This is a genomic window from Ectopseudomonas composti, assembly GCF_900115475.1.
GTDB lineage: Bacteria > Pseudomonadota > Gammaproteobacteria > Pseudomonadales > Pseudomonadaceae > Aquipseudomonas > Aquipseudomonas composti.
In genome coordinates, this window is the sequence record NZ_FOWP01000002.1 from 81432 (window position 1) to 106465 (window position 25034).

The following is a 25034-nucleotide window of genomic DNA, read 5'->3' on the forward strand; positions in this document are numbered from 1 at the left end:
ACCGTTCGTCGCCCCTGGGAGAAGGATTTCAGCGAGTTGGTGAAGCTGTTCGGCGGCGCACAGACTACCACTATATATAGTGCTCTTGGCATGTGCTGTGCTTAACCCGGCGCCAGGTCTGGGCGCTGGTTTGCCGCTCGCGCCGAGACGCGCTCAGCCCCTAGAATGGCCGCTGTGTTGGTGGCGCTTGCCGGTATGCGAAGGGGAGAGGGTGTGGAACAAGAAGCGTGGCAGATTCTGATCGTCGAGGATGACCAGCGCCTGGCGCAGTTGACCCGCGAGTATCTGGAGGGCAACGGCTTGCGCGTAGCCATCGAGGCCGACGGCGCCCGCGCGGCGGCGCGGATTCTCACCGAGCAGCCGGACCTGGTGATTCTCGACCTGATGCTGCCGGGTGAAGACGGCCTGAGCATCTGTCGCAAGGTGCGCAGCGGTTACAAGGGGCCGATCCTGATGCTGACCGCGCGTACCGACGACATGGATCAGGTGTTGGGCCTGGAGATGGGCGCCGATGACTATGTGTGCAAGCCGGTGCGCCCGCGCGTACTGCTGGCACGTATTCGTGCGCTGCTGCGCCGTCGTGAGGGCGGCGAAAGCGAGCGTGACGAAGGTCAGCCACGGCGCCTGCAGTTCGGCGCGCTGGCCATCGACAGTGCCATGCGCGAGGCCTGGCTGGGTGAGCAGGGCATCGAGCTGACCAGCGCCGAGTTCGACTTGTTGTGGCTGTTGGCGGTCAACGCCGGGCGTATCCTGTCGCGCGAGGAAATCTTCAATTCGCTGCGTGGCATCGAATATGACGGCCAGGACCGTTCCATCGATGTGCGCATCTCGCGCATTCGTCCGAAGATCGGTGATGACCCGATGCATCCACGGATGATCAAGACGGTGCGCAGCAAGGGTTATCTGTTCGTCGCCGAGGCCGCCGAGGCGCTGCCGTTCGGTGATGCGCCACCGATCCTGCGCGAGTGATCGGGCGGCCATGAACTCGATCTTCCTGCGCATCTATGGCGGCATGCTCGCCGCATTGGTGCTGGTGGCGCTGCTGGGCGTCGGCACTCTGCACCTGGTCAACGAGGTGCGCGGCGACCAATACCGTGAAGGCCTGGCGCGCGGCACCTTTCGCCTGATGGCAGACAACCTGCTGCCGATGAGCGAGGTGGAGCGCAAACGGGCCCTGGTGGTGTGGTCGCGCCTGCTCGGTATTCCACTGGAGCTGCAGGCCCTGGGCGACGTGGCGCTGGAAAGCAGCGAGCGCAACCGGTTGCAGCGCGGCCACGTGCTGGTGCAGCAGACTGGCCCGCACTCGGCCAAGGTCTACGGCCTGCTCGACGGTACGCAGCCGCTGCTGCTGACCGGCGAGATCCAGCAGATCAGCGAGCAGTTGGCGCGGGCCACCAACTATCTGTTGATCGACGAGCTGATCCGCTACCCGGTGGCAGAGCAGCCACAGCGCCTGGCCGAGCTGAAGGCGGCCAAGCAGTTCGGCTTCAACCTGCAGCTGGTACGCCTGGAGGACACCACCCTGGACCTTGACCAGCGCCGGCGCATCGACGAGGGCGATACGGTGATGGCGCTGGGCAAGGGCGGCGACTCCATTTATGTGTTCTCCGGCATCGTCGATACGCCCTGGGTCCTGGAAATCGGCCCGCTGTACCAGATGAACCCCTATCCACCGCAATTGCTGGTGCTGATCGGCGCGCTGGGCCTGAGCCTGATCGGCCTGATCGTCTACCTGCTGGTGCGCTCGCTGGAGCAGCGCCTGCGCGTACTCGAAGGTGCTGCCACGCATATCGCCAGTGGCCGCCTGGATGCGCGGGTGCCGACGCGTGGCGCGGATTCGGTAGGGCGCCTGGCCAGCAGTTTCAACGCCATGGCCGAGCACTTGCAGACATCCCTGAGCACGCAGCGCGAGCTGGTGCGAGCGGTGTCTCACGAGCTGCGCACGCCAGTGGCGCGACTGCGTTTCGGCCTGGAGATGATCGCCGACGCGCCGAGCGAAAGTGCTCGGCGCAAATACATGGACGGCATGGACAGCGATATCCAGGACCTCGACAAACTGGTCGACGAGATGCTGACCTACGCGCGCCTGGAGCAGGGCTCGCCGGCGCTGAATTTCCAGCAGGTGGAGCTCAAGGCGCTGATCGATCAGGTGATCGACGAGCTGGCGCCGCTGAGCAACAAGGTGCGTGTGGAGTGTGGTGCGGTGCTCAGCGTGCAGGCCGACGGCGCCTGTTGGGTCGAGGCCGAGCCGCGCTACTTGCACCGGGCGCTGCAGAACCTGGTGAGCAATGCCATGCGCTACGCCGAAGGCAAGGTGCTGATCAGTTGTCAGGTTGGCTACAAGCGTTGCCGCATCGATGTCGAGGACGATGGGCCGGGCGTGCCGGAAGAAGCCTGGGAGCGCCTGTTCAGCCCCTTCCTGCGCCTCGACGACAGCCGCACGCGGGCTTCTGGCGGGCATGGCCTGGGCCTGTCCATCGTGCGCCGGATCATCTACTGGCACGGCGGCCGGGCGCAGATCAGCCGCAGCGACAGCCTTGGCGGCGCGCGTTTCAGCCTGGTGTGGCCGCGACAGCAGGGGGAGTAGGGCGCGATTGTGTGCTGGACCTGGTGCGCTGTGCGCACCGATTTTTTGCCTGCGCTGTAGCCCGGATGCAATCCGGGGCGATTGAGCGCGGCCAAAAGCATCGCGGCTGAAGCCGCTCCTACAGACGCTCACAGGTCCCGTGGGAGCGGCTTCAGCCGCGATAGCTCTATCCAGCCCGCATGAAATCCGGGCTACGCCGTGACCGCCGCCGGCTTCGTAGGGTGCGCCGCGCGCATCGGGTTATCCATCAATGCCGCTGTGGTGCATGATCACGCCGCCACGGCCACCAGACTCAGCACCTTGTTATCGAACAGCACGAACTGGCCATCCAGCTCGATGCCCGTGCGCCAGTCTGGGTGCAGGTCGATCAGCAGGCGCAGACGCGCGCTGTCGTGATCGATGCCCAGCAGCTCGGCGTCATGGAAGTAGAAGCGCGTCAGGGTCAGCGGGTAGAGCGCCTTGAACAGGCTTTCCTTCAGCGAGAAGGTCAGGCTGATGCGCGCGGCGCGGGTCTCGTCGTCCAGGCCCGATAGGCGCTGCAGTTCGGCCGCGGTGAGGATTTCGCCCTGCAGGCGTTGGGCGCGCTCGGCCGGCAGCAGGCGCTCGACGTCCAGGCCAAGGGCGCGCCATTGCTCACGTCGGGCGACCAGTGCGGCGGCCCAGTTGTCACCGTGGGTGATGGAGCCGACCACGCCAAGTGGCCATTGCGGCGCGCGGTCTTCGCCGACGGCTGGCACGCTGGCCTGACCGGTCACACGGCGCAGGGCTTCGCGCGCGCATAAGCGCCCGGCCAGGTATTCGGCCTGGCGTTTGGCCACGCCGCGCACCGGGGCGATCTCGCAGCGGGCAAAATCGTCCTCGGCGAGCAGGGTTGGGTCGAAACAGGTGCTGATCAAGTGCGCGCCGGCAAGCGCGTTTGGCAGCGGGTTGTGCGTGTCGAGCGGGCTGCAGCAGGCGGGGTGGTGAGCGTTCATGGGCGCGATTGTGCCGCGCGGCGGACCATGCAGTCATCCGCCGTTTACATTTCTTTGCACCCAGGTAACAAAGCTACACGGACGCTGACTCTGGCTTTTGTCAGACTGCGCCTGCATTCCCCAGGAAATGCAGGTGAGGTTGTAGTCAGTGCGAGGGCACTGACGTTTTCTCCGAGTTCGAGAACGGTAGCCCGATTGGGCTGCCGTTTTTTTTGCGCTGCGTTTAGGTGTGCGGCCGGGGGAGTGGCAGGCTGTGACGGCGCACCCTACGCAATGCCGAAATGCGTAGGGTGGATCACGCTTCATCGATCCACCACTTTGGTGGATGTAAAAAGCGACATCCATCCTGCACGACTCTCCCGGCCCTTCGTGTGATCGCCAAGGTGTTCGCATTTGCCCTGTGGCTTTCGTGGGGGTATTTGCAGTCAAATGCCTGTGCGGGCAAATCAACCCCCGCGAGGACCATGGACGATGACCCAACAATCGCAATTCGCCCTGCTCGGCAAGAAACGCTTCCTGCCGTTTTTCGTGACGCAATTGCTCGGCGCCTTCAATGACAACATTTTCAAGCAGTCGCTGATTCTTGCCATCCTCTTCAAGATCAACACGGGCGTCGACCGCGATCTGCTGGTCAATCTCTGCGCCTTGCTGTTCATCCTGCCGTTCTTTCTGTTCTCGGCCCTTGGCGGGCAGTTTGGCGAGAAGTTCGCCAAGGATGCGCTGATCCGCAAGATCAAGTTCGCCGAGATCGGCATCATGCTTGCCGGCGCCGCCGGGGTGATGCTGGATAACCTGCCGCTGATGCTCGCCGTGCTGTTCGCCATGGGCACGCAGTCGGCGCTGTTCGGCCCGGTGAAGTATTCGATCCTGCCGCAGCACCTCAAGGAGCAGGAGCTGGTCGGCGGTAACGCGCTGGTGGAGATGGGCACCTTCCTGGCGATTCTGGCCGGCACCATCGGCGCCGGAATCATGATGGCCAGCAGCAGTTATGCGCCCATCGTCGCCGGCTCGGTAGTGGGGGTGGCGCTGCTCGGCTACCTGGCCAGCCAAGGTATCCCGCGAGCGTCGGCGGCAATGCCGGAGCTGCCGCTGGACTGGAACATCTTTCGCCAGTCCTGGGTGATCATGAAACTCGGCCTGGGCCAGCGTCCGGCGGTGTCGCGTTCGCTGGTGGGCAACTCCTGGTTCTGGTTTCTCGGCGCGATCTACCTGACGCAGATTCCGGCTTACTCCAAGGAGTGGCTGTACGGCGACGAGAGTGTGGTGACGCTGATTCTCACCGTGTTCTCGCTCGGTATCGGCCTGGGTTCGATGCTCTGCGAGCGCATGAGCGGGCACAAGGTGGAGATCGGCCTGGTGCCATTCGGCTCCATCGGCCTGACCTTGTTCGGCATCCTGCTCTGGTGGTTCTCCGGTGGTTTCCCCGAGGGCGCCGCACCGCATGACTGGCTGGCGCTGTTGGGCTATGGCCAGGCCTGGTGGATTCTCGGCTGCATCCTCGGCATCGGCCTGTTCGGCGGCTTCTACATCGTGCCGCTGTATGCGCTGATCCAGTCGCGTACCGCCGAGCATGAGCGGGCGCGGGTGATCGCGGCCAACAACATCCTCAATGCGTTGTTCATGGTGGCGTCGGCCATCGTCGCGATCCTGTTCCTCAGCGTCGCCGGGCTGTCGATTCCGCAGCTGTTCCTGGTGGTGTCGCTGATGAACATCGCGGTCAACAGCTACATCTTCAAGATCGTCCCCGAATTCAGCATGCGCTTTCTCATCTGGCTGCTGGGGCATTCGATGTACCGGGTCGAGCACAAGGGCCTGGGCGTGATCCCGGATGAAGGCCCGGCGGTACTGGTGTGCAACCACGTGTCGTTCGTCGATGCGCTGCTGATAGGTGGCGCTATTCGCCGGCCGGTGCGCTTCGTCATGTACTACAAGATCTACGACCTGCCGGTGCTCAACTTCGTCTTCCGTACCGCCGGTACCGTGCCGATTGCCGGGCGCAATGAGGACCTGCTGATCTACGACGACGCGTTCAAGAAGATCGCCGAGTACCTGCGCAATGGCGAGTTGGTGTGCATCTTCCCCGAAGGCAAGCTGACGGCTGATGGCGAGATCGACGAGTTCAGGTCTGGGGTCGAGCGCATCCTCGAAGAGAACCCGGTGCCGGTGATCCCCATGGCGCTGCAAGGCTTGTGGGGCAGCTTCTTCAGTCGCGATCCGCACAAGGGCATCTTCAGGCGCCTGTGGTCGCGGGTGTGTCTGGTGGCGGGTGCACCGATTGCGCCGGAGCAGGCCAAGCGTGAGGCGCTGCAGGCGCAGGTGGCCGAACTGCGTGGAGATTGGCGTTGATGAAGGTGCGCACGGCCTAGGCGGCCCCGCGACACCCTACGGATCACCTGCTTTCGTAGGGTGTGCTGTGCGCACCGGGCTTTCTAGTGGCTCATCTTGAGCCCGATCAACCCGCAGACGATCAGCGCCACGCTGGCCAGGCGCAGCAGCGCCATCGATTCGCCGAACAGGATGATGCCGGCGATCACCGTGCCCACGGCGCCGACGCCGGTCCAGATGGCGTAGGCGGTGCCTAACGGCAGTTCCTTCATGGCCAGGCCGAGCAGGCCGAGGCTGACCAGCATGGCGCAGACGGTCAGCGCCGTTGGCAGGGGGCGGGTGAAGCCTTCGGTGTATTTCAGGCCGATGGCCCAGCCGACCTCGAACAGGCCGGCGAGAAACAGAATGATCCAGGACATATTCACCTCCAGAAGCTGAAGGGGCCGTCCCCGGATGAGCCACCCTGCGTCAGGGTGCGGAGGTCGTCCTCGCGTGCGCCAATATTGTGCATATTGGCATGTCCGGGGCAAGGTGCCCCGGATTGGTGCGAGGCATTGGGTCAGTCGCTACCTTTTTCCGCCCCTTGGCCCATCCGGCGATAGAAGGTTGCCAACAGCGGGCCGGAGAGGTTGTGCCAGACGCTGAACAGCGCGCTGGGCACGGCGGCCAGCGGGCTGAAATGCGCGCTCGCCAGGGCGGCGCCGAGGCCGGAGTTCTGCATGCCGACCTCGATCGACAGCGTCTTGCGCTGTGCCAGCGACATGCCGAACAGGCGTCCGGCGAGATAACCCAGGCCCAGGCCGATGCCGTTGTGCAGGATCACCACGGCCATGATCAGCAGGCCGGATTCAGCGATCTTGCCCTGGCTGGCGGCGACCACTGCCGCCACGATGGCGACGATGCTCACTACGGAAATCAGCGGCAGCACCTCGACCGCGGTCTTTACGCGCTCGCCGAGCAGGCGCTGCGCGATCAGGCCGAGGGCGATGGGCAGCAGCACCATCTTGAGGATCGAGATGAACATGGCGCTGAACGACACCGGCAACCATTCCGAAGCCAGCAGCCAGATCAGACCAGGGGTGACGAGCGGGGCGAGCAGGGTGGTGACGGCGGTGATCGACACCGACAGCGCCAGGTCGCCACGGGCGAACCAGGTGATCACGTTGGAGGCGGTGCCGCCCGGGCAGCAGCCAACCAGGATCACGCCCACGGCGATTTCCGGCGGCAGGGCGAAGGCCTGGCACAGCAGCCAGGCCGTGCAGGGCATGATGATGAACTGGGCCAGTACGCCGATCAGCACGGCAATCGGGCGCCGCGCCACTTCCTTGAAGTCTGCACCTTTGAGGGTTAGGCCCATGCCGAACATGATCAGCCCGAGCAGCGGCACGATCCACGCGGTCAGCGGCAGGAACCAGCTGGGTTGGAAGAAGGCCATGACGGCGAACAACAACACCCAGATGGCAAAGGTGTTGCCGATGAAACGGCTGAGGGCGATCAGTGCTTGCATGAAGGATGTTCCGGCAGGTTCGCAAAGCCGGCAAGCCTACCAGAAGCGTGGCAATTTGCCTGGCCGAGCCACGGCTGTATTCAGCCCGCGACACCGCAGAACTGCAGGAACCGACTTGCCGGCGATGCTTTTTCGGGGAATGCCGATACGGCGGATCGCCAGCAAGCTGGCTCCTACAAGCGCCTTACAGTGGCTCTTCATCCGCCGGGTAACGGCTGGCGCTGAGGCTTTCCTTGATCTTGCGCAGGTGTGGCTGGAAGTCGACGCCGCGGCGCAGGGTGACGCCAGTGGCGAGCACATCGAGCACGGTGAGCTGGATGATGCGCGAGGTCATTGGCATGTAGATGTCGGTGTCTTCCGGCAGCGGAATGTCCAGGCTCAGGGTGCTGGCCTTGGCCAGTGGCGAGCCGGCGGCGGTGAGGCCGAGCACCGACGCGCCGTTCTCGCGGGCCAGACGTGCCACTTCCACCAGCTCGCGGGTGCGCCCGGTGTAGGAAATGATCACGAACAGGTCACCGGTGTGCGCCACCGAAGCGATCATGCGCTGCATCAGTACATCTGAATGCGCCGAGACCGCCAGGTTGAAGCGAAAGAACTTGTGTTGCGCGTCCAGTGCCACCGATGCCGAGGCGCCGAGGCCGAAGAAGTGAATCTGCCGAGCCTGGATCAGCAGGTCGACGGCGCGGCTGACGTGCTGCGGGTCGAGGCTCTGGCAGGCACTGTCCAGCGAGGCGATGGTGCTGCCGAAGATCTTGCGCGTGTAGGCCTCGGGGCCGTCGTCGGCCGACACTGCGCGGCTGACGTAGGCGGCGCCGCTGGCCAGGCTCTGCGCCAGTTGCATCTTCAGCTCCGGGTAACCGTTGGCGCCGAACGAGCGGCAGAAGCGGTTGACCGTCGGCTCGCTGACAGCGGCCGCCTGGGCCAGCGCGGCGATGCTGAAGCGCGTGGCCTGTTGCGGATCGTGCAGGATCACTTCGGCGACCTTGCGTTCGGCCTTGTTCAGGTCGTCCAGGCGGCTCTGGATCTGTTCCAGCAGGTTGCGCACGCGGTCCATAAGAGCTCCTAACAGGCGATTGAACGGGCTTGGCGACAGGTGATGGGCGGTAAAACAACCGGCCTATCCTACTGATGCCGCCTCAAGGTCACCACTGACTTATCGGATGTAGTGAATAATGTTGTTGCTATCACAACATTTTTCCTTGATAAAAGCAGTATCACCCGGTATTTCTAGTGCATCTTGATAAAAGAACAAACTCCATGCCTGCGATGAAGCTTGAATCCTGCACCTTTGCCTTGTTCGGCGCGCTGGGCGATCTGGCCTTGCGCAAGTTGTTTCCCGCGCTTTACCAGCTTGATCGCGCTGGTTTGCTACACGATGCCACGCGCATTCTCGCCCTGGCCCGTGAAACGGGCGAGCCGAGCGACCACCTGCGTGCCATCGAGCAGGCGTTGCGCCTGCATGTGCCAGCCAAGGAGCTGACGGAAACCGACATGGCGCGGTTCCTGGCGCGTCTGAGCTACCTGACCATGGACTTTCTCAAGGCCGAGGACTACTCGGCGCTGCTCGAGCAGGTCAGCCCGCAGGATCAGTTGATCGCCTACTTCGCCACGCCAGCCTCGGTATATGGCGGCATCTGCGCCAACCTGGCTGCCGTGGGGCTGGCCAAGGGCACGCGGGTGGTGCTGGAGAAGCCGATCGGCCATGACCTGACGTCTTCGCGCGCGGTCAACGATGCCGTGGCCCAGGTGTTCCCGGAAAACCGCGTCTATCGCATCGACCATTACCTGGGCAAGGAGACGGTGCAGAACCTCATTGCCCTGCGCTTTGCCAACAGCTTGTTCGAAACCCAGTGGAACCAGAACCACATCTCTCACGTGGAAATCACCGTGGCCGAGAAGGTCGGTATCGAAGGGCGCTGGGGTTATTTCGATCAGGCCGGGCAGTTGCGCGACATGATCCAGAACCACTTGCTGCAGTTGCTCTGCCTGATCGCCATGGACCCGCCCAGCGACCTGTCCGCCGACAGCATCCGCGACGAGAAGGTCAAGGTGCTCAAGGCGCTGGAGCCGATCAGCGTCGAGCAGCTCGGCCAGCGCGTGGTGCGCGGCCAGTACGTGGCCGGTAGCAGCGATGGTCGACCAGTGCCGGGGTACCTGGAGGAAGAGAACTCCAACACCCAGAGCGATACTGAAACCTTCGTTGCCCTGCGCGCCGACATCCGCAACTGGCGCTGGGCCGGCGTGCCGTTCTACCTGCGCACCGGCAAGCGCATGCCGCAGAAGCTGTCGCAGATCGTCATTCACTTCAAGGCGCCGCCGCACTACATCTTCGCCCCGGAGCAGCGCCAGCTGATCGGCAACAAGCTGATCATCCGCCTGCAGCCGGACGAGGGCATTGCTCTGCAGGTGCTGACCAAGGATCAGGGCCTGGACAAGGGCATGCAGCTGCGCAGCGGCCCGCTGCAGCTGAGCTTCTCCGACACTTACCGCAGTGCGCGCATCCCCGATGCCTACGAGCGCCTGCTGCTGGAAGTGATGCGCGGCAATCAGAACCTGTTCGTGCGCAAGGACGAAATCGAATACGCCTGGCAGTGGTGCGATCAGTTGATCGACGGTTGGCAGCGCCTCGGCGAAGCGCCGAAACCTTATACCGCCGGCAGCTGGGGGCCCATGGCGTCGGTGGCGTTGATCACCCGAGATGGCAGGAGTTGGTATGGCGATCTCTGAACTGAAACTGCCGCAAGGCGTGCAGGCCTGCTCACACGACAACGCCGAACAGTTGGCCCAGGCGTTGGCCGTGCGCGTGGCCGATGCGCTGCGGCAGGCCATCACCAGCCGCGGCCAGGCCACGTTGGTGGTGTCCGGCGGGCGCAGCCCCGTGCCGTTCTTCGAAGCGCTGGCGCAGCAGGAGCTACCCTGGGCGCAGGTGTGTGTCAGCCTGGCCGATGAGCGTTGGGTGCCGGTCAATCATGCTGGTAGCAACGAGGCGTTGGTGCGCCGTCATCTGCTCCAGGGGCCGGCCGCCGAGGCGCGCTTCCTTAGTCTCTATCAGGTCGCTGGCAACCTCGAACAGGCCGCCGAACTGGCCGATGAAGCGGTTGCCGAGCTGGCGCCCATCGACGTGCTGGTGCTGGGCATGGGCGACGATGGCCACACCGCCTCGCTGTTCCCGCACAGCCCCAATCTGCACCAGGCGCTGCAGCCTGACTGCGCGCGCCGCGTGCTGCCGATGCTGGCCCCGAGCGAGCCGGCGCAACGCCTGACCCTGACCCTGCCGGTGCTGGCCAGCGCACGTATGCCGCTGCTGGCGATCCAGGGCCAAGCGAAACTGAACACTCTGAGTGCGGCGCTGATGCCGGGCGAAATCGCCCAACTGCCGATCCGCGCCTTCCTCAATTCTCCTCTTGAAATACATTGGTGCCCCTGACATGACCAGCCTCGACCAAGACCAGCGTGCGCGCATGGCCGACAAAATCGCCGAGATCGACCGCATCTGCGCTCAGGCGCGGATCATGCCGGTGATCACCATCGCCCGTGAGGCGGATATCCTGCCGCTGGCAGACGCCTTGGCCGCCGGTGGCTTGCGTGTGCTGGAGGTGACCCTGCGCTCGGAGCATGGCCTGGAGGCGATTCGCCGCCTGCGTGCCGAGCGTCCCGAGCTCTGCGTGGGCGCCGGTACCGTGCTCGATGAAGACATGCTCGCCGCCGCGACCGCTGCAGGGGCGCAGTTCATCGTCACCCCGGGCAGTACGCGTGAGCTGCTGCTGGCGGCGCTGGACAATCCGCTGCCACTGTTGCCAGGCGTGAGCAGTGCCTCGGAGCTGATGGTCGGTTACGCCCTCGGCTACCGCCGCTTCAAGCTATTCCCGGCAGAGGTCTGCGGCGGCGTCGCGGCGCTCAAGGCGCTGTCCGGGCCATTCGGCGGCGTGCGCTTCTGCCCAACCGGCGGCATTACCCCGGACAACTTGCAGCGCTACATGGCGCAGCCCAACGTCATGTGCGTGGGCGGCACCTGGATGTTCCAGCGCGAGTGGGTGGCTAACAGCGACTGGGCGCGCATCCAGCAATGCAGCGCCGAGGCCCTGCAACTGCTGGGCTGATTTACATGCGCGGTGCCGCTGCCGAGGGCGGCACCACTGCAGAATGTCGCAGCCGCTCAATATCTGTGCCCTGGTGGTCGCCTACTACGTCAACTGATCCCTTGTGCTGGCTTCAACAAAAACAATTCTCCAGCGAAATCTGAAACATCCGCAGTTGGAGAAATGTCATGAACACCTGGTTCGCGAACCTCAGCGTTACCCGCAAACTCGCGCTCGGCTTCGGCCTGGTGCTGGCCCTCACCCTGATCCTCGCCAGCGTTGCCTGGAACAGCATGGGCAGCCTGATTCAGCGCAGCAACTGGACCGCCGACATCAATCACCTGAGCAATCTGCTGACCGAGCTGCGTGTCGACCGTCTGCGTTACATGCTGGATAACGGTGACGAGAAGATGGCCGAGGTGGTGCAAAAGTCGCTGACCAGCTACAGCGCCGCGCACGCTGATGTACGTAGCCGCTTCCGCAGTGAGGAAAACGTTCGCCTGCTGGCGCAGCAGGCCGAGCAGATCGAGCTGTACAAGCAGTCCTTCAATCAGATGGTCGAGGCTTATCGCACTGCACGTGCTGCGCGCGAGCAGATGGGCATCCTGGCGAAGCAGGCGTTCACCGATCTCGATGGTCTGTACCGGGTCGTGCAGCAGATGCCTGAATTCGACGAGCATCGGCCTGACCGCTACCAGGCTGTGCGTGATGTGCGTGAGAGTCTGCAATTGACCCGTTACGAGGTGCGCGGCTATACGGCTAATCCCAATGCCAACACCGAACAGGCGATGCGTACTCAGAGCGAGCATGCCGTGCAGAGCATCGAGGCTCTGGCTGCGGCCTTCGCAGGCGAGGAGGGCGACGCGATCAACGCGGTGCGCGCCGGTCTCGATGCCTATCAGGCGCAAGTGCAGCGTTTCAGTCAGGCCAACGACATCATCGTTGCCGCCCGTGGGGCGTTGACTCAGCAGGGTTACCAGATCGTCAAGGACAGCAAGGCGCTGAACCAGATCCAAATCGACCGCCGCGATGAGGAAACCGCCACTGCCCGCAATCTACAGATCATCACCACGCTGTTGGCCCTGCTGTTCGGCGTTCTGGCTGCCTGGATCATCACCCGTCAGATCACCCGCCCATTGCAGGACACCCTGGGCGCGGTGCAGCGCATTGCCGATGGCGACCTGACCGCCAGTGTGCGGGTCGATCGTCGCGACGAAATGGGCCAACTGCAGCAGGGCATCCAGCACATGGCCACGACTCTGCGCGAGCTGATCGGCGGCATCCGCGATAGCGTCACGCAGATCGCCAGCGCCGCCGAGGAGTTGTCGGCAGTCACCGAGCAGACCAGCGCCGGTGCCAACAACCAGAAGAGCGAGACCGATCAGGTGGCCACCGCCATGCATGAGATGTCCGCCACCGTGCAGGAAGTGGCGCGCAACGCCGAGCAGGCCTCGCAAGCGGCCAACCAGGCCGATGGCCAGGCCCGTCTGGGCGACCAGGTGGTGGCCGAGGTGATTGTGCAGATCGAACGTCTGGCTGCCGAAGTAGGGCGCTCTTCCGAGGCTATGACCGGCCTGCAGCAGGAAAGCGACAAGATCGGCAGCGTGATGGACGTGATCAAGTCGGTGGCCGAGCAGACCAACCTGCTGGCGCTCAACGCCGCCATCGAGGCCGCGCGTGCCGGCGAAGCGGGGCGCGGTTTTGCTGTGGTCGCTGACGAGGTTCGCGGTTTGGCGCAGCGTACGCAGAAATCCACCGAAGAGATCGAGGCGCTGATCGCCGGGCTGCAGAGCGGTACCCAGCAGGTGGCGACGGTGATGCGCAACAGCCGCAACCTCACCGACAGCAGCGTCGAGCTGACGCGCAAGGCCGGCGACTCGCTGGGCAGCATCACCCTTGCGGTGTCCAACATCCAATCGATGAACCAGCAGATCTCTGCCGCCGCAGAAGAGCAGAGTGCCGTGGCCGAAGAAATCAGCCGCAGCATCCTCAGCGTGCGCGATGTCTCCGAGCAGACCGCCACTGCCAGCGATGAAACGGCCAAATCCTCCGCCGAGCTGGCGCGCCTGGGTGGCCAGCTGCAAGCAATGGTCAGCCGCTTCCGCGTTTGATTCGAGTTGGATTCGGTGCGTACGGCGCACCCTACGGGAATTGCGCCGTTCTACCTGTAGGGTGCGCCGCGCGCACCGCCGACTATCCTGAATCTGCCGGCAAGGATGCAGGAGACAAGGAATGTCCAGTTACCGCCGCGCCCGTGAAGCGGGTGCCTGCTATTTCTTTACGCTGGTAAACCATCAGCGCCTCCCGGTGTTGACCGATGCGCCATTGCGCGCAGCCCTGCGGCGCTCCATTGAACGGGTACGTGTCCAGCATCCCTTCATCATCGAAGGTTGGGTGCTGTTGCCCGATCACCTGCATTGCCTCTGACGACTGCCGCAAGGCGATGCCGATTTCGGCCTGCGTTGGTCGATGATCAAGCGTCTGACATCCCAGGCAATCGCGATGCCTGGAGCAGTCAGTCTGAGCCGTAGCCTGCGCCGCGAATCGTGCCTGTGGCAGCGGCGTTTCTGGGAGCACCGCATTCGCGATGAAGACGACTACCGTGGGCATATGGATTACCTGCATTTCAATCCGGTGAAGCATGGATTGGTCGAACGTGTGGCGGATTGGCCGTGGTCCAGCTTTCATCGTTTGGTGAAGGAGGGCGTATATCCGGCGGATTGGGGGCGCGATGCCAAAATGGGTGACGGTGAGTACGGCGAATGACGCGGTGCGCACGGCCTAGGCTGCCCCGCGACACCCTACGAAACCGCGCGATCACGTAGGGTGCGCTGCGCGCACCAACTTTTTCAGCGTGCCTGTCGATTCTTCCGTCGCTCATTCGACTACTGCATAGAACCCCGCCCCGGGTTCACTGTCAGCCGTAGGGAGACACCCTGCGCGCGACTTCGACTCGAACAAGGAGAAAGGCGATGCGTTTCATGGTGATTGTCAAAGCGACTGCGGATTCCGAAGCCGGTCTGATGCCCAGCGAAGAGCTGCTCACGGCCATGGGCCGTTACAACGAAGAGCTGGCAGCCGCTGGCGTGATTCAGGCCGCCGAAGGTCTGCACCCCAGCGCCAAGGGCGCGCGGGTGCGCTTCTCCGGCACGCAGCGCACGGTGATCGATGGTCCGTTCATGGAGACCAAGGAGCTGGTAGCCGGCTTCTGGATCTTTCAGGTCGAGTCGCTGCAGGCCTGTATCGACTGGGTCAAGCGTTGCCCCAACCCCATGCCTGGCGAGTCCGATATCGAGATTCGGCAGATCTTCGAGGCCGAGGATTTCGGCGCCGAGTTCACCCCCGAGTTGCGTGAGCAGGAAGAGCGTATCCGCGCGCGCATGAACTGTGAAAACCAAGGAGAGTAATGATGAAGATTCATGCCTATCTGATGTTCGACGGCCAGTGCGAGGATGCCTTCAATTTCTACGCCGAGCTGCTGGGCGGCAAGCTGGAGCTGATGCGCTTCGGTAAGAGCCCGGATGCGGGCGAGGTGCCTGCGGAGTTTCATGACCGGGTGATGCACGTGTGCCTGACGGCCGGTGATCAGGTTCTGATGGCGTCGGACACCATCCCGCAGTATCCGCACCAAGGCATCAAGGGCTGCTCGATTTCCCTGCAGGTGGACAACGTGCCGGAGGCCGAGCGCCTGTACGAGGCGCTGTCCGCCGGTGGTGAGGTGCAGATGGAACTGCAGGCCACGTTCTGGGCGACCCAATTCGCCATGCTCACTGACCGCTTCGGGGTGCCATGGATGATCAATTGCGTGATCGATAGCCAGGAGGGGTAAGCCCGTTCGATCGCAGTCATCATCACGGGTAGAGGGGCATCCATCCGCCCGCTGTGGTGCGCACGGCGCACTCTGCATCTGCTTCGGATGCAATTCGATTTTCGTGGCTGAAGCCGCTCCTACGGCACTCATTGGCTCGGTAGGAGCGTCCGCCTCAGCCGCGAAATCTTTTCAGCTTGCCAGCGTCAGTGGCTCGGGCTCTTGCTTTACCTGCACACCCGCCAGGAATTCCTCGCCCCAGCGGCGAATGTCGTTGTAGCAGACGATGTCGAACAACTCGCGCAGGCGCGCCTGGGCTTCGCTCTTGGGCAGGTTCAGCGCCAGGTAGCAGGTCTGCGCCAGGTCGGCTGGGTCATGCGGGTTGGTCAGCAGCGCGCCCTTGAGTTCGGCGGCGGCGCCGGCGAACTCCGACAGCACCAGCACACCGCGCCCGCCGAGCAGGCCCTGGGCTGCGACGAATTCCTTGGCCACCAGGTTGAGGCCGTCACGCAGTGGGGTGATCCACATGACATCGGCCATGGCGTACCAGGCGCTGACTTCCTCGAACGGCAGGCTGCGGAAGAAGAACTGCAGTGGCGTCCAGCCGATGCGGGCGAAGCGGCCGTTGATGCGACCGACCGCCTGTTCGATCTGGGTCTGCAACTCGTTGTAGATGGTCATTTCCTTGGCCGCCGGCACGCAGACGGTAACCAGGGTGACCTTGCCGATCAGCTCGGGGTTGTCGGCCAGCAACCGCTCGTAGGCGTTGAGCTTTTCCAGGATGCCCTTGGTGTAGTCGAGCCGCTCCACCGAGAGAATCAGCTTCACGCCCTTCATCTCCTCTCGCAGTTGCCCCATCAGCTCCTTGATCTTCGGCGCCTCCAGGGCGTTGCGTACACGGTCGATGTCCAGTCCTACCGGATGTGCGCCGAGCTTGACCTGGCGGGTGCCGGTATCCAGTGCTGTGGTCATGCGCTCCAGGCCAACGGCGCAGCCATAGGTGATGAAACGCGGTGCGCAGTTTTGTCGCTCCAGGGTTTTCAGCGGGAACACGCCACGGGCGACGTCGACGAAGTTTTCCACCTGGCGCGGAATATGGAAGCCGATGTAGTCGCACTGCAGCAGGCTGCCGACGATCTGCCGGCGCCAAGGCAGCACATTGAATACGTCCGCCGAGGGGAAGTAAGTGTGGTGGAAGAAGGCGATGCGCAGGTCCGGGCGCAGCTCGCGCAGGTAGGCCGGGACCATCCACAGGTTGTAGTCATGCAGCCAGACGATGGCGCCTTCGGCGGCTTCCAGTGCGGTGCGTTCGGCGAAGGCGCGGTTGACCTTGCAGAACACCTGCCAGTCATCCTCGTTGAAGGTGGCACGCTCCCAGAAGGTATGCAGCGTCGGCCAGAAGGCTTCCTTGGAGAAGCGCTTGTAGAAGATGTCGACTTCTTCCTTGCTCAGCTTGACCCGCGCGGCGGTGAGCTTGGGGTAGCGCTCGGCGTCCACCGTGGTGTGGCTGTCGAACGGCTCGTTGTCATCCTCATGCACGGCCCAGGCGACCCAGGAACCGGGGCGGCCGTCGCCGAAGAAGCTGAGCAGAGTGGGGATGATGCCGTTGGGCGAAGTCGGGCGCCGACGTTGCAGCTTGCCGGCCGCGTTGCGGTATTCCTCGTAGGGCAGGCGGTGATAGACCATCACCAGCTCGGACTTGCCCGGTTGCGCGGCCTGGCGGCGTTCGGCGGCGATACCGTGCTCGCCGAGGAAGCCGAAGTGGGCAAAGGCTTCGAGGATGCCGCCGCAGCCCGGACGCTCGGCGTGCAGGGTGCGTGAGTGGTTGGTGGTGGCTTCCAGCAATGCGGTTTCCGACTCACCGACGCACACGCCGTGGAAGCTGGAGCTGAGCATGGACAGGTCATTGAGCGTGTCGCCTGCGGCCAGCACCTGATCGTGGCTCAGCTCCAGCCAGTCGGCCAGGGCCTGCAGGCTGCTGCCCTTGTTCACGCCCTTGGGCAGGAAGTCGAGATACAGCTCGGCGGAGTACAGCAGGTCGCAACCCAGTTCGTCGGCGATCTCGCGCAGCGCCGGATTGGCCGCCTGCTCGGGCGTGCAGAAGTAGGAGCAGCGGCGTGCCTGTGGTACGTCCTGGCGCTCCAGGCCGAATGGCTCGACGGCACCGGCGACTTGGGTCTCACCGGGCCAGCGGGTATCGACAACGCTTTGCAGTTGCTGGATCGGTTGCAGGCTATCGCCATGCACCAGGGTCGCGCCGACGTCGGCGATGATGTAGTCCGGCTGCGGCAGCGTCGGGTCGGCCAGTAGCGGCAGCACCGCTTCCAGGCTGCGCCCGGTGACGTAGGCGAGCTTGATCTCGGGGTGCGCGGCAATGGTCTGATAGAGGCTCAGGCGATCTTCGGGATTGCCGGCGAGAAAGGTTCCATCCAGGTCGGTAGCTAATAGCATCGTTGTTTCTCCAGAAGTGGCCGTGCGGCTTCGCTCGTGGTCGAGCGGCCGACGGGCCGGGTTTCTGGCTGCTTGGGGTAGGCTCGGGGCCTTGCCGAAACAGCCTTCCTTAGGCTCTGTATGGAAAGTGCCTTCGCTCGGCGACTTTGCATACAGACCCACGGTGTTCAGGAGGCGTTGGGGGAAGGTTCCTCCGCGGCTTCGTGGTCTTGTGGCGGCGCATCGGGCATCAGCTCCAGCACCGTGGGGCTGGTGCGCAGCATGGGCACGAAGTGCGCCGCGTCGCCGCTGACCAGATCGCTGACATGGCGCAGCCGGTAAAGGGTGTAAGCGGCCAGCAGGCCGAGGGTGCAAGCGAAATACAGCGGCAGTGCGCCTGCGCCCAGTTGTTCCATCAGCACGCCGGCCAACAGCGGCCCGCACACCGAACCGATGCCGTTGACCATCAGCAGGCTGGCAGAGCCGGAAAGAATCTCGTCGCTGCGTAGCTGGTCGATCAGCTGCGCCACGGCGACGGGGTAGATGGCGAAGGCCAGGCCACCCCAGATGAACATCGCGCCAAGTAGCAACGGACCGGCCGGCAGCAGGCTCATGATCAGCGCCAGGACCACGGCCAGCACTACCACCCAGAACAGCACCTGACGGCGGTCGTGGCGGTCCGAGTAGATACCGATGGGCCACTGCAACAGGGCGCCGCCAAGAATGGTTGCAGTCATCAGCAGACCGACGCCAGGCGTATCGAAGCCGGCCAGGCTGGCGTAGACCGGCGCCATGCCCCAGAAGGCGCCGAGCGCCAACCCGGACAAACCCGCAGCGACGATGGCCAGCGGCGCGATACCCCACAGTTGGCGCAGGTTGCTCGGCGGCGTTTCCGGCAGGCTCGGTTGTGCCTGGCGGGTCAGGGTAATGGGCATCAGCGCTGCGCTGATCAGGATGGCAGCGATGGCGAACAGGGTGAATTGCACCGGATCGGCCAGGTGCAGCAGCTGCTGGGCCAGTGCCAGAGCACCGAGGTTGACCGCCATATACACGGCGAATACCTGGCCGCGCTTTTCGTTCGGTGCCTGCGCGTTGAGCCAGCTCTCTATGACCATGTACAGCGTGACCAAAGCCAGGCCGTAGAGCACGCGCAGGCCCAGCCAGACCCAGGGGTCGATCAGCAACAGATGGAGTAGGGCAGCGATAGCGGCCAGGGCGGCACAACAGGCGAACGCGCGAATGTGCCCGATGCGTCTGACCAGCGGAGTCGCCAGCCAGGTGCCGAGAAGGAACCCGACGAAGTACCCGGACATGATCAGTCCGAGCATCGTGGTGGAGTAGCCTTCGGCGACGCCACGCAGGGTCAGTAGGGTGTTGAGCAGACCATTGCCAAGCAGGAGTAACGCGACCCCGCTCAGCAACGAACTGATGGGGGCAATCAGGGACCACATGCGAACTACCCTAGGGAACTATGCCCCTGATAGCAAGCATGAAGCACGCCATGACTTTCGTTTATCAGTTTTATATCTTTGATTTTTAAGGATTATTTTTACTGATAAACGGTCGTGCAATTTTTTCGCGGCGCGTTTCGCCCCATCATGGGGCTTCGCTGGTGACCTGCAGGGGCATCAGTGGCTGGTCAGTGCCTTGCAGTGTGCGGTTGATGCGTGCGATGAAATCGTTGATCTCTTCACGCTCGCGCCGCTCGCTCAGGTGGCGTTCGGCGGTATCGCGCACGCTGCGCGCGTGGCGCAGCAGGTCGGCACGTTGCTGCAGGCTGGCGGGGCGATGCAGCAGGTTCTTGAAGGCCTGCAGCAGGCTGACCAGTACGCTGACATCCGCGGCACCGTAGGCGCGTATCGGCCCCAGCAGTTGCAGCAGCAACTGGTCCAGCGACAGTTCCTGATAGCACAGCCGTGGCGGCTCGTCGGGCAGGCTGGCGAAGTCTCGTTCGGACAGCGCCAGGCGCCTGCTCAGCTGCACGCTGAGCAGGTCCACCGTCTTGATCGCCGTGCCCGGATCGTTGATGCCGGGGCTCAGTGCCTTTACGGCGATTTCCGACATCTGTCGGCAACCGAAGAAATAGTGGCTGCTGGCGTACTCTTCGATGAAGAAGTCGAAGCAATCGAGCAACAGCTGGCAGACGGCGTCATCCTGCGGACGCTCCAGGCGAAACAGCGGATGACCCTCGCTGACGAAGAAGCCGCGGTGGGCGAGTACCGTCATGCGCACCTGATGGCGGCGCAGCAACGTGTTGACCTCTTTGACGTTGAGTTCCTTGAAGTAGCCGTTGCGTTGCGCGTGCACCGTGACCCATTCGCGGTCATCCGGCCAGGGTGGCGCGGCGTCGCGCGAGGCTGGGCCATCGCCGCAGGCATCGAGCTTTTCCAGGCTGGCGCTGTAGAGGTTGCTGAGGATGTGCTCGACCTGAATCGACTGCGAGATCGAGCGGATGAAGTGCACGAACAGACCCAGGCAAGTGATGCCCAGCACCAGTGTGATCAGCACGCCCAGGCTCGGAACACGGTCGCTGTTGCCTTGCTCGATGGTGGTGATCAGCAGCAGCGCATAGAGGATGCTGCCGAGGTAGATGCCCAGGGTTTTCTGGTGGCCCTTGCTGCTGACCAGCCCCGGAATCACTCGTGGCGAAAGCGATGCTGCGGCATTGTTGAGCACCACCATGACCATCGAGAAGCTGAACACCATCAGTGACAGAATGCCGGCCACCAGGGTGCCGAGAATCAGCCTGGCATTGTCGGCGTTGCGCACCAGGCCAAGGTCGAAGTTTCCTTTGAGCGACATCATCCAGGGCTGGTATTCGACCGCCATGGTCAGTAGACACAGGAGGAAGAAACCGATGGCGATCAGCGTCGGGTAGAACGCCAGGCTGTGGATGATGCGCTGGTAAGCGCGAAAGAGGATGTTGCTGGGTACGGCCATTGGCGGATCCGTCGTGAATGGCGATGACCGCACTATAGCGTTGAAGACGATAGGCGGCAGGCCATAATGACCGCCGCCCGCTGCCTCAGTTCACGCAGACCCGAGCGATGGCGGTGGCCAGCTGATCCAGCCGGCTGGCATCCAGCCCGGCGACGTTGGCGCGGCCACTGCCGACCATGTACACACTGAACTCCTCGCGCAAGCGTTGCACCTGCAGCGGCGACAGGCCGGTGTAGGAGAACATGCCGCGTTGTTCGGCGACATGCGCGAAACGTTCGCTCAGACCATAGGGTGCCAGCGCTTCGACCAGGCCGCGGCGCAGGCTGGCAACGCGCTGACGCATGCTCTCCAGCTCGTCCAGCCACAGCCGTTTGAGTTCGGCGTCGCCGAGGATCTGGGCGACCACCGCAGCGCCATGAGCCGGTGGCGTCGACCACAGATTGCGAGCGATGTACGCCAGCTGGCTGCGGATATCGATGAGCTTTTCGGCGTCGCCGGCGCAGACGATCAGCGCGCCAGTGCGCTCGCGATACAGACCGAAGTTCTTCGAGCAGGAGCTGGTGATCAACAGCTCCGGCAGTTCGGCGGCGAACAGGCGCACGGCCCAGGCATCTTCCTCCAGGCCATCACCGAAGCCCTGGTAGGCGAAGTCGATCAGGGGCAGCAGCTTACGCGCCTTGACCACCTCCAGCACGCGCTTCCAGTCGCGCGGAGTGAGGTCGAAGCCGGTGGGGTTGTGGCAGCAGGCATGCAGCAGCACCACGTCACCCTTGGGCAGGTGGGTGAGGGCGGCGATCATGGCCTCAACGTCGAGACGATTGTCGGCACTGACGTAGGGGTAGTGACCGACCTTGAGCCCAGCTTCGGCGAACAGGGTTTCATGGATCGGCCAGGTCGGATCGCTCAGCCAGATACCGCGCCCCGGCAGGCAGTGACGGATGAAATCACCTGCCAGGCGCAGGGCGCCGGTGCCACCCGGTGTTTGCGTAGCGCCGGCGCGCTGCTCGGCGAGCAGTGCTGAGCCGGCGCCCAGTACCAGCTGGCTCAGCAGCGTGCCGAACGCCGCGTCGCCGTGGCCACCGATGTAGGTCTTGGTTTGCTCGCTGTCGATCAGGCGCTGCTCGGCCAGCTTCACCGCATGCGGGATCGACGTCAGGCCCTGAGCGTCCTTGTAGACGCCAACGCCGAGGTCCAGGCGCGCCGGGTTGCTGTCGAGGCGATAGGCTTCCATCAGGCTGAGGATGGGGTCGCCCGGTACGCGGGCGACCTTGGCGAAATGGCTCACTTGCGGCCCTCGGCGCTGGCAGCCAGCACATCGGTACGCGCGGCCATGATGAAGTCGTTGCGGTGCAGACCGCGCATTTCGTGGCTCCACCAGGTGACGGTGACCTTGCCCCATTCGGTGAGCAGGGCCGGGTGGTGGCCGACTTCCTCGGCGATGGCGCCAACGGCGTTGGTGAAGGCCAGGGCATGGCGGAAGTTCTTGAACAGGTATACGCGCTCCAGCTCCATGTGGTCGCCGCGTACCTCGATGTTCCAGTCGGGGATCTCGCGGATCAGCTCGGCCAGTTCTGCATCGGTCACTTTCGGCGCATCGGCGCGGCACGCTTCGCATTGGGCTTGGGCAAGACTCATGGGGTTCTCCTGGGTTTTGTAGCCCGGATGAAATCCGGGGCCATGTCTGAGGGCCATCCCGGATTTCATCCGGGCTACTCGCTGGTGTGTGGCCGCCACGCCCAAGCGGCGAATCGAGAGGGCAGCGGCGGCCGTGCGCAAAAGGGCGTTACGCTCTACGCGGCTTTCGGCGGAAACTTCGGCGCGTGCAGGCCCAACTGCATGGCCTGATGCACCAGCGCCATGATGTCTTCCTGAGCCAGCTCGAACAGACGCTTGAGCTCGGGCAGGACGAAGTACACCGGTTGCAGGATATCGATACGATACGGCGTGCGCATCGCCTCCAGTGCATCGAACGCCTGGTGCTCGGGCTCGTTGGACAGGGCGTAGAGGGTTTCCTTCGGTGAGGAGAGGATGCCGCCACCGTAGATGCGCCGACCCGCTGGGGTGTCGAGCAGGCCGAACTCGATGGTCAGCCAGTACAGCCGCGCCAGGTAGACGCGCTGTTCTTTCGTGGCCTTGAGACCGAGCTTGCCGTAAGTGTGGGTGAATTCGGCGAACCAGGGGTTGGTCAGCATCGGGCAGTGACCGAAGATCTCGTGGAAGATGTCCGGTTCCTGCAGGTAGTCCAGCTCCTCGGGCGTGCGGATGAACGTGGCGACGGGAAACTGCTTGCTGGCCAGCAGCTCGAAGAAGGTCTGGAAGGGGATCAGCGCCGGTACCCGCGCCACGCGCCAACCAGTGGTGGATTCGAGGACCCGGTTGATCTCGCCGAGTTGCGGGATGCGCTCCAGCGGCAGGTCGAGCTGTTCGATGCCGTCCAGGTATTCCTGGCAGGCGCGGTGCTGGATCACGTCCAACTGGCGGGTGATCAGGGTGTTCCACACCTGGTGCTCGCGTTCCGGGTAATGGATAAAACCACTCTCGTCCGGTTCCCGGGCCAGGTACTGCGTGCTCTTCATCGCTGCCTCCTTGAGGGGGCTGTTGTTCTTGTCTTGACCAGAGCATGCCGCCGATTGCTCGGGATGAAACGGTGGCCAGAAGCAGCGTAGCCCAGGATTACCTGAGGAAACTGTAAACTTTTTATTACGATATTGCCGGTATGGCGATTTTTCGGCTTGCTGCAGTGTTTTGGTGTCACATATTCTTGACGAAAATTATGCCGCCATCTCCGATTTCTGTGACCCGGCGGCCACAACAACAAGAGCCTGAGCCATGCGTATCAAGGTCCACTGCCAGAACCGTGTCGGCATCCTGCGTGACATCCTCAACCTGCTGGTCGACTACGGCATCAACGTCGCCCGTGGCGAAGTCGGGGGCGAGCAGGGCAACGCCATCTACCTGCACTGCCCGAATCTGATCAACCTGCAGTTCCAGTCGCTAAGGCCGAAGTTCGAGTCTATTGCCGGCGTGTTCGGCGTCAAGCGCGTGGGGCTGATGCCCAGCGAACGGCGTCACCTGGAGCTCAACGCGCTGCTCGGTGCGCTGGATTTTCCTGTTCTGTCCATCGACATGGGCGGCAGCATCGTCGCCGCCAACCGCAGCGCCGCACAGCTGCTCGGCGTGCGCGTGGACGAGGTGCCGGGCATGGCGCTGTCGCGTTATGCCGAGGATTTCGACTTGCCCGAGCTGGTGCGCGCCAACAAGACACGAATCAACGGCCTGCGGGTGAAGATCAAGGGCGATGTGTTTCTCGCCGATATCGCGCCGCTGCAGAACGAGCATGACGACAGCGAGGCACTGGCCGGAGCCGTACTGACCCTGCACCGCGCCGACCGCGTCGGTGAGCGTATCTATCATGTGCGCAAGCAGGAGCTGCGCGGCTTCGACTCGATCTTCCAGAGCTCCAAAGTGATGGCGGCAGTGGTCAAGGAGGCGCGGCGCATGGCGCCGCTGGATGCGCCGCTGTTGATCGAGGGTGAAACCGGTACGGGCAAGGAATTGCTGGCGCGCGCCTGCCACCTGGCCAGCCCGCGTGGGCAGTCGCCATTCATGGCACTCAACTGCGCCGGCCTGCCGGAATCCATGGCTGAGACCGAGCTGTTCGGTTACGGCCCTGGCGCCTTTGAGGGCGCGCGCCCGGAAGGCAAGCTCGGCCTGCTGGAACTGACTGCAGGCGGCACCTTGTTTCTCGATGGTGTCGGCGAGATGAGCCCGCGTCTGCAGGCCAAGTTGCTGCGCTTTCTGCAGGATGGTTGCTTCCGTCGTGTCGGCAGCGACGAGGAGGTGTACCTGGACGTGCGGGTGATCTGCGCCACCCAGGTCGATTTGTCCGAGCTCTGCGCCCATGGCGAGTTTCGCCAGGACCTCTACCACCGCCTTAACGTGCTCAGCCTGCACATCCCGCCGCTGCGCGAATGCCTCGACGGCCTGGCGCCTCTGGTCGAGCACTTTCTCGATTCCGCCAGTCGACAGATCGGTTGTGCATTACCCAAGCTGGCGCCGCAGGCTTTCGAGCGGATGGCCCATTACCACTGGCCGGGCAACGTGCGGCAGTTGGAGAACGTACTGTTCCAGGCGGTTTCGCTGTGCGATGGCGGCACGGTGAAGGCTGAGCATATCCGCCTGCCGGACTACGGCGCACCGCAGCCGCTGGGCGAGTTCTCGGTGGAAGGCAGCCTCGACGATATTCTCGGCCGTTTCGAGAAGGCGGTGCTGGAGCGCCTGTTCCGTGACCATCCCAGCAGCCGCCAGTTGGGCAAGCGCCTCGGGGTTTCCCATACCACCATCGCCAACAAGCTGCGCCAGCACGGGTTGGGCAAGGACTGAT

General features: G+C 63.7%; 20 protein-coding genes and 1 pseudogene. 11 read left to right on the forward strand and 10 right to left on the reverse strand.

Going from position 1 to position 25034, the window contains the following annotated elements:
• The first annotated feature begins 213 nt into the window (after window positions 1-213).
• On the forward strand, window positions 214-969 hold the full coding sequence (locus BM059_RS04055; protein WP_037000240.1) for a response regulator: 756 nt from the start codon (window positions 214-216) through the stop codon (window positions 967-969).
• Between the two features lie 10 nt (window positions 970-979).
• A complete protein-coding gene (locus BM059_RS04060) occupies window positions 980-2587 on the forward strand; it encodes an ATP-binding protein (protein WP_074936914.1) in 1608 nt (535 codons plus the stop codon).
• Window positions 2588-2856: 269 nt separating this feature from the next.
• Here BM059_RS04060 and BM059_RS04065 read toward each other — a convergent pair whose 3' ends face one another.
• The gene (locus BM059_RS04065; RefSeq protein WP_074936916.1) at window positions 2857-3561 is read right to left on the reverse strand and encodes a 4'-phosphopantetheinyl transferase family protein; all 705 of its coding nucleotides are present in this window, start codon (window positions 3559-3561) and stop codon (window positions 2857-2859) included.
• A 471-nt stretch (window positions 3562-4032) separates the two neighbouring features.
• Between BM059_RS04065 and BM059_RS04070 the strand changes: the two genes are divergently transcribed.
• The gene (locus BM059_RS04070) at window positions 4033-5907 is read left to right on the forward strand and encodes an MFS transporter (RefSeq protein ID WP_074936918.1); all 1875 of its coding nucleotides are present in this window, start codon (window positions 4033-4035) and stop codon (window positions 5905-5907) included.
• 83 nt (window positions 5908-5990) lie between these two features.
• Here BM059_RS04070 and sugE read toward each other — a convergent pair whose 3' ends face one another.
• The 3 genes from sugE to BM059_RS04085 all read right to left on the reverse strand — a co-directional run bounded on the left by sugE (window position 5991) and on the right by BM059_RS04085 (window position 8447).
• Window positions 5991-6305, reverse strand: coding sequence for a quaternary ammonium compound efflux SMR transporter SugE (sugE, locus tag BM059_RS04075; RefSeq protein ID WP_017674886.1), 315 nt, complete (start codon window positions 6303-6305; stop codon window positions 5991-5993).
• A gap of 140 nt (window positions 6306-6445) precedes the next feature.
• Window positions 6446-7393: a bile acid:sodium symporter family protein gene (locus tag BM059_RS04080; protein WP_037000234.1), complete on the reverse strand. Its 948-nt coding sequence runs from the start codon at window positions 7391-7393 to the stop codon at window positions 6446-6448.
• Between the two features lie 184 nt (window positions 7394-7577).
• Window positions 7578-8447: a MurR/RpiR family transcriptional regulator gene (locus tag BM059_RS04085; RefSeq protein ID WP_037000233.1), complete on the reverse strand. Its 870-nt coding sequence runs from the start codon at window positions 8445-8447 to the stop codon at window positions 7578-7580.
• Window positions 8448-8650: 203 nt separating this feature from the next.
• Between BM059_RS04085 and zwf the strand changes: the two genes are divergently transcribed.
• The 7 genes and pseudogenes from zwf to BM059_RS04120 all read left to right on the forward strand — a co-directional run bounded on the left by zwf (window position 8651) and on the right by BM059_RS04120 (window position 15301).
• Window positions 8651-10120, forward strand: a complete 1470-nt coding sequence (zwf, locus tag BM059_RS04090; RefSeq protein WP_074936920.1) for a glucose-6-phosphate dehydrogenase — start codon at window positions 8651-8653, stop codon at window positions 10118-10120.
• The gene (pgl, locus tag BM059_RS04095) at window positions 10107-10820 is read left to right on the forward strand and encodes a 6-phosphogluconolactonase (protein WP_074936921.1); all 714 of its coding nucleotides are present in this window, start codon (window positions 10107-10109) and stop codon (window positions 10818-10820) included. Before zwf ends, pgl begins: the two co-directional genes overlap by 14 nt.
• Before the next feature lies 1 nt (window position 10821).
• A complete protein-coding gene (locus BM059_RS04100; protein WP_037000229.1) occupies window positions 10822-11493 on the forward strand; it encodes a bifunctional 4-hydroxy-2-oxoglutarate aldolase/2-dehydro-3-deoxy-phosphogluconate aldolase in 672 nt (223 codons plus the stop codon).
• Between the two features lie 167 nt (window positions 11494-11660).
• Entirely contained in the window at window positions 11661-13583 is a 1923-nt protein-coding gene (locus BM059_RS04105; RefSeq protein WP_074936923.1) for a HAMP domain-containing methyl-accepting chemotaxis protein, read from the forward strand.
• Window positions 13584-13704: 121 nt separating this feature from the next.
• Window positions 13705-14238 (forward strand): annotated as a pseudogene (locus BM059_RS04110) (REP-associated tyrosine transposase).
• 206 nt (window positions 14239-14444) lie between these two features.
• A complete protein-coding gene (locus tag BM059_RS04115; RefSeq protein ID WP_074936925.1) occupies window positions 14445-14879 on the forward strand; it encodes a YciI family protein in 435 nt (144 codons plus the stop codon).
• A gap of 2 nt (window positions 14880-14881) precedes the next feature.
• Window positions 14882-15301, forward strand: coding sequence for a VOC family protein (locus tag BM059_RS04120; RefSeq protein WP_074936926.1), 420 nt, complete (start codon window positions 14882-14884; stop codon window positions 15299-15301).
• A gap of 171 nt (window positions 15302-15472) precedes the next feature.
• Here the strand turns inward: BM059_RS04120 and ggpS are convergent, their stop codons facing one another.
• From ggpS to phhA, 6 genes are all read right to left on the reverse strand, one after another.
• Window positions 15473-17731 carry a glucosylglycerol-phosphate synthase gene (gene ggpS, locus BM059_RS04125; RefSeq protein WP_074936929.1) on the reverse strand — a complete coding sequence of 753 codons (2259 nt, stop codon included), beginning with the start codon at window positions 17729-17731 and terminating at the stop codon, window positions 15473-15475.
• Between the two features lie 167 nt (window positions 17732-17898).
• Window positions 17899-19161, reverse strand: a complete 1263-nt coding sequence (locus BM059_RS04130; protein ID WP_074936930.1) for an MFS transporter — start codon at window positions 19159-19161, stop codon at window positions 17899-17901.
• A 145-nt stretch (window positions 19162-19306) separates the two neighbouring features.
• Window positions 19307-20650, reverse strand: a complete 1344-nt coding sequence (locus BM059_RS04135) for a DUF2254 domain-containing protein (protein WP_074936932.1) — start codon at window positions 20648-20650, stop codon at window positions 19307-19309.
• 85 nt (window positions 20651-20735) lie between these two features.
• Window positions 20736-21935 carry an amino acid aminotransferase gene (locus BM059_RS04140; RefSeq protein WP_074936934.1) on the reverse strand — a complete coding sequence of 400 codons (1200 nt, stop codon included), beginning with the start codon at window positions 21933-21935 and terminating at the stop codon, window positions 20736-20738.
• Window positions 21932-22285, reverse strand: a complete 354-nt coding sequence (locus tag BM059_RS04145; protein WP_037000215.1) for a 4a-hydroxytetrahydrobiopterin dehydratase — start codon at window positions 22283-22285, stop codon at window positions 21932-21934. The genes BM059_RS04140 and BM059_RS04145 overlap by 4 nt, the downstream gene beginning before the upstream one ends.
• Before the next feature lie 155 nt (window positions 22286-22440).
• Window positions 22441-23226, reverse strand: coding sequence for a phenylalanine 4-monooxygenase (gene phhA / locus BM059_RS04150; RefSeq protein WP_074936936.1), 786 nt, complete (start codon window positions 23224-23226; stop codon window positions 22441-22443).
• 253 nt (window positions 23227-23479) lie between these two features.
• Between phhA and BM059_RS04155 the strand changes: the two genes are divergently transcribed.
• Window positions 23480-25033 carry a sigma-54-dependent transcriptional regulator gene (locus tag BM059_RS04155; protein WP_074936938.1) on the forward strand — a complete coding sequence of 518 codons (1554 nt, stop codon included), beginning with the start codon at window positions 23480-23482 and terminating at the stop codon, window positions 25031-25033.
• Window position 25034: the final 1 nt, after the last annotated feature.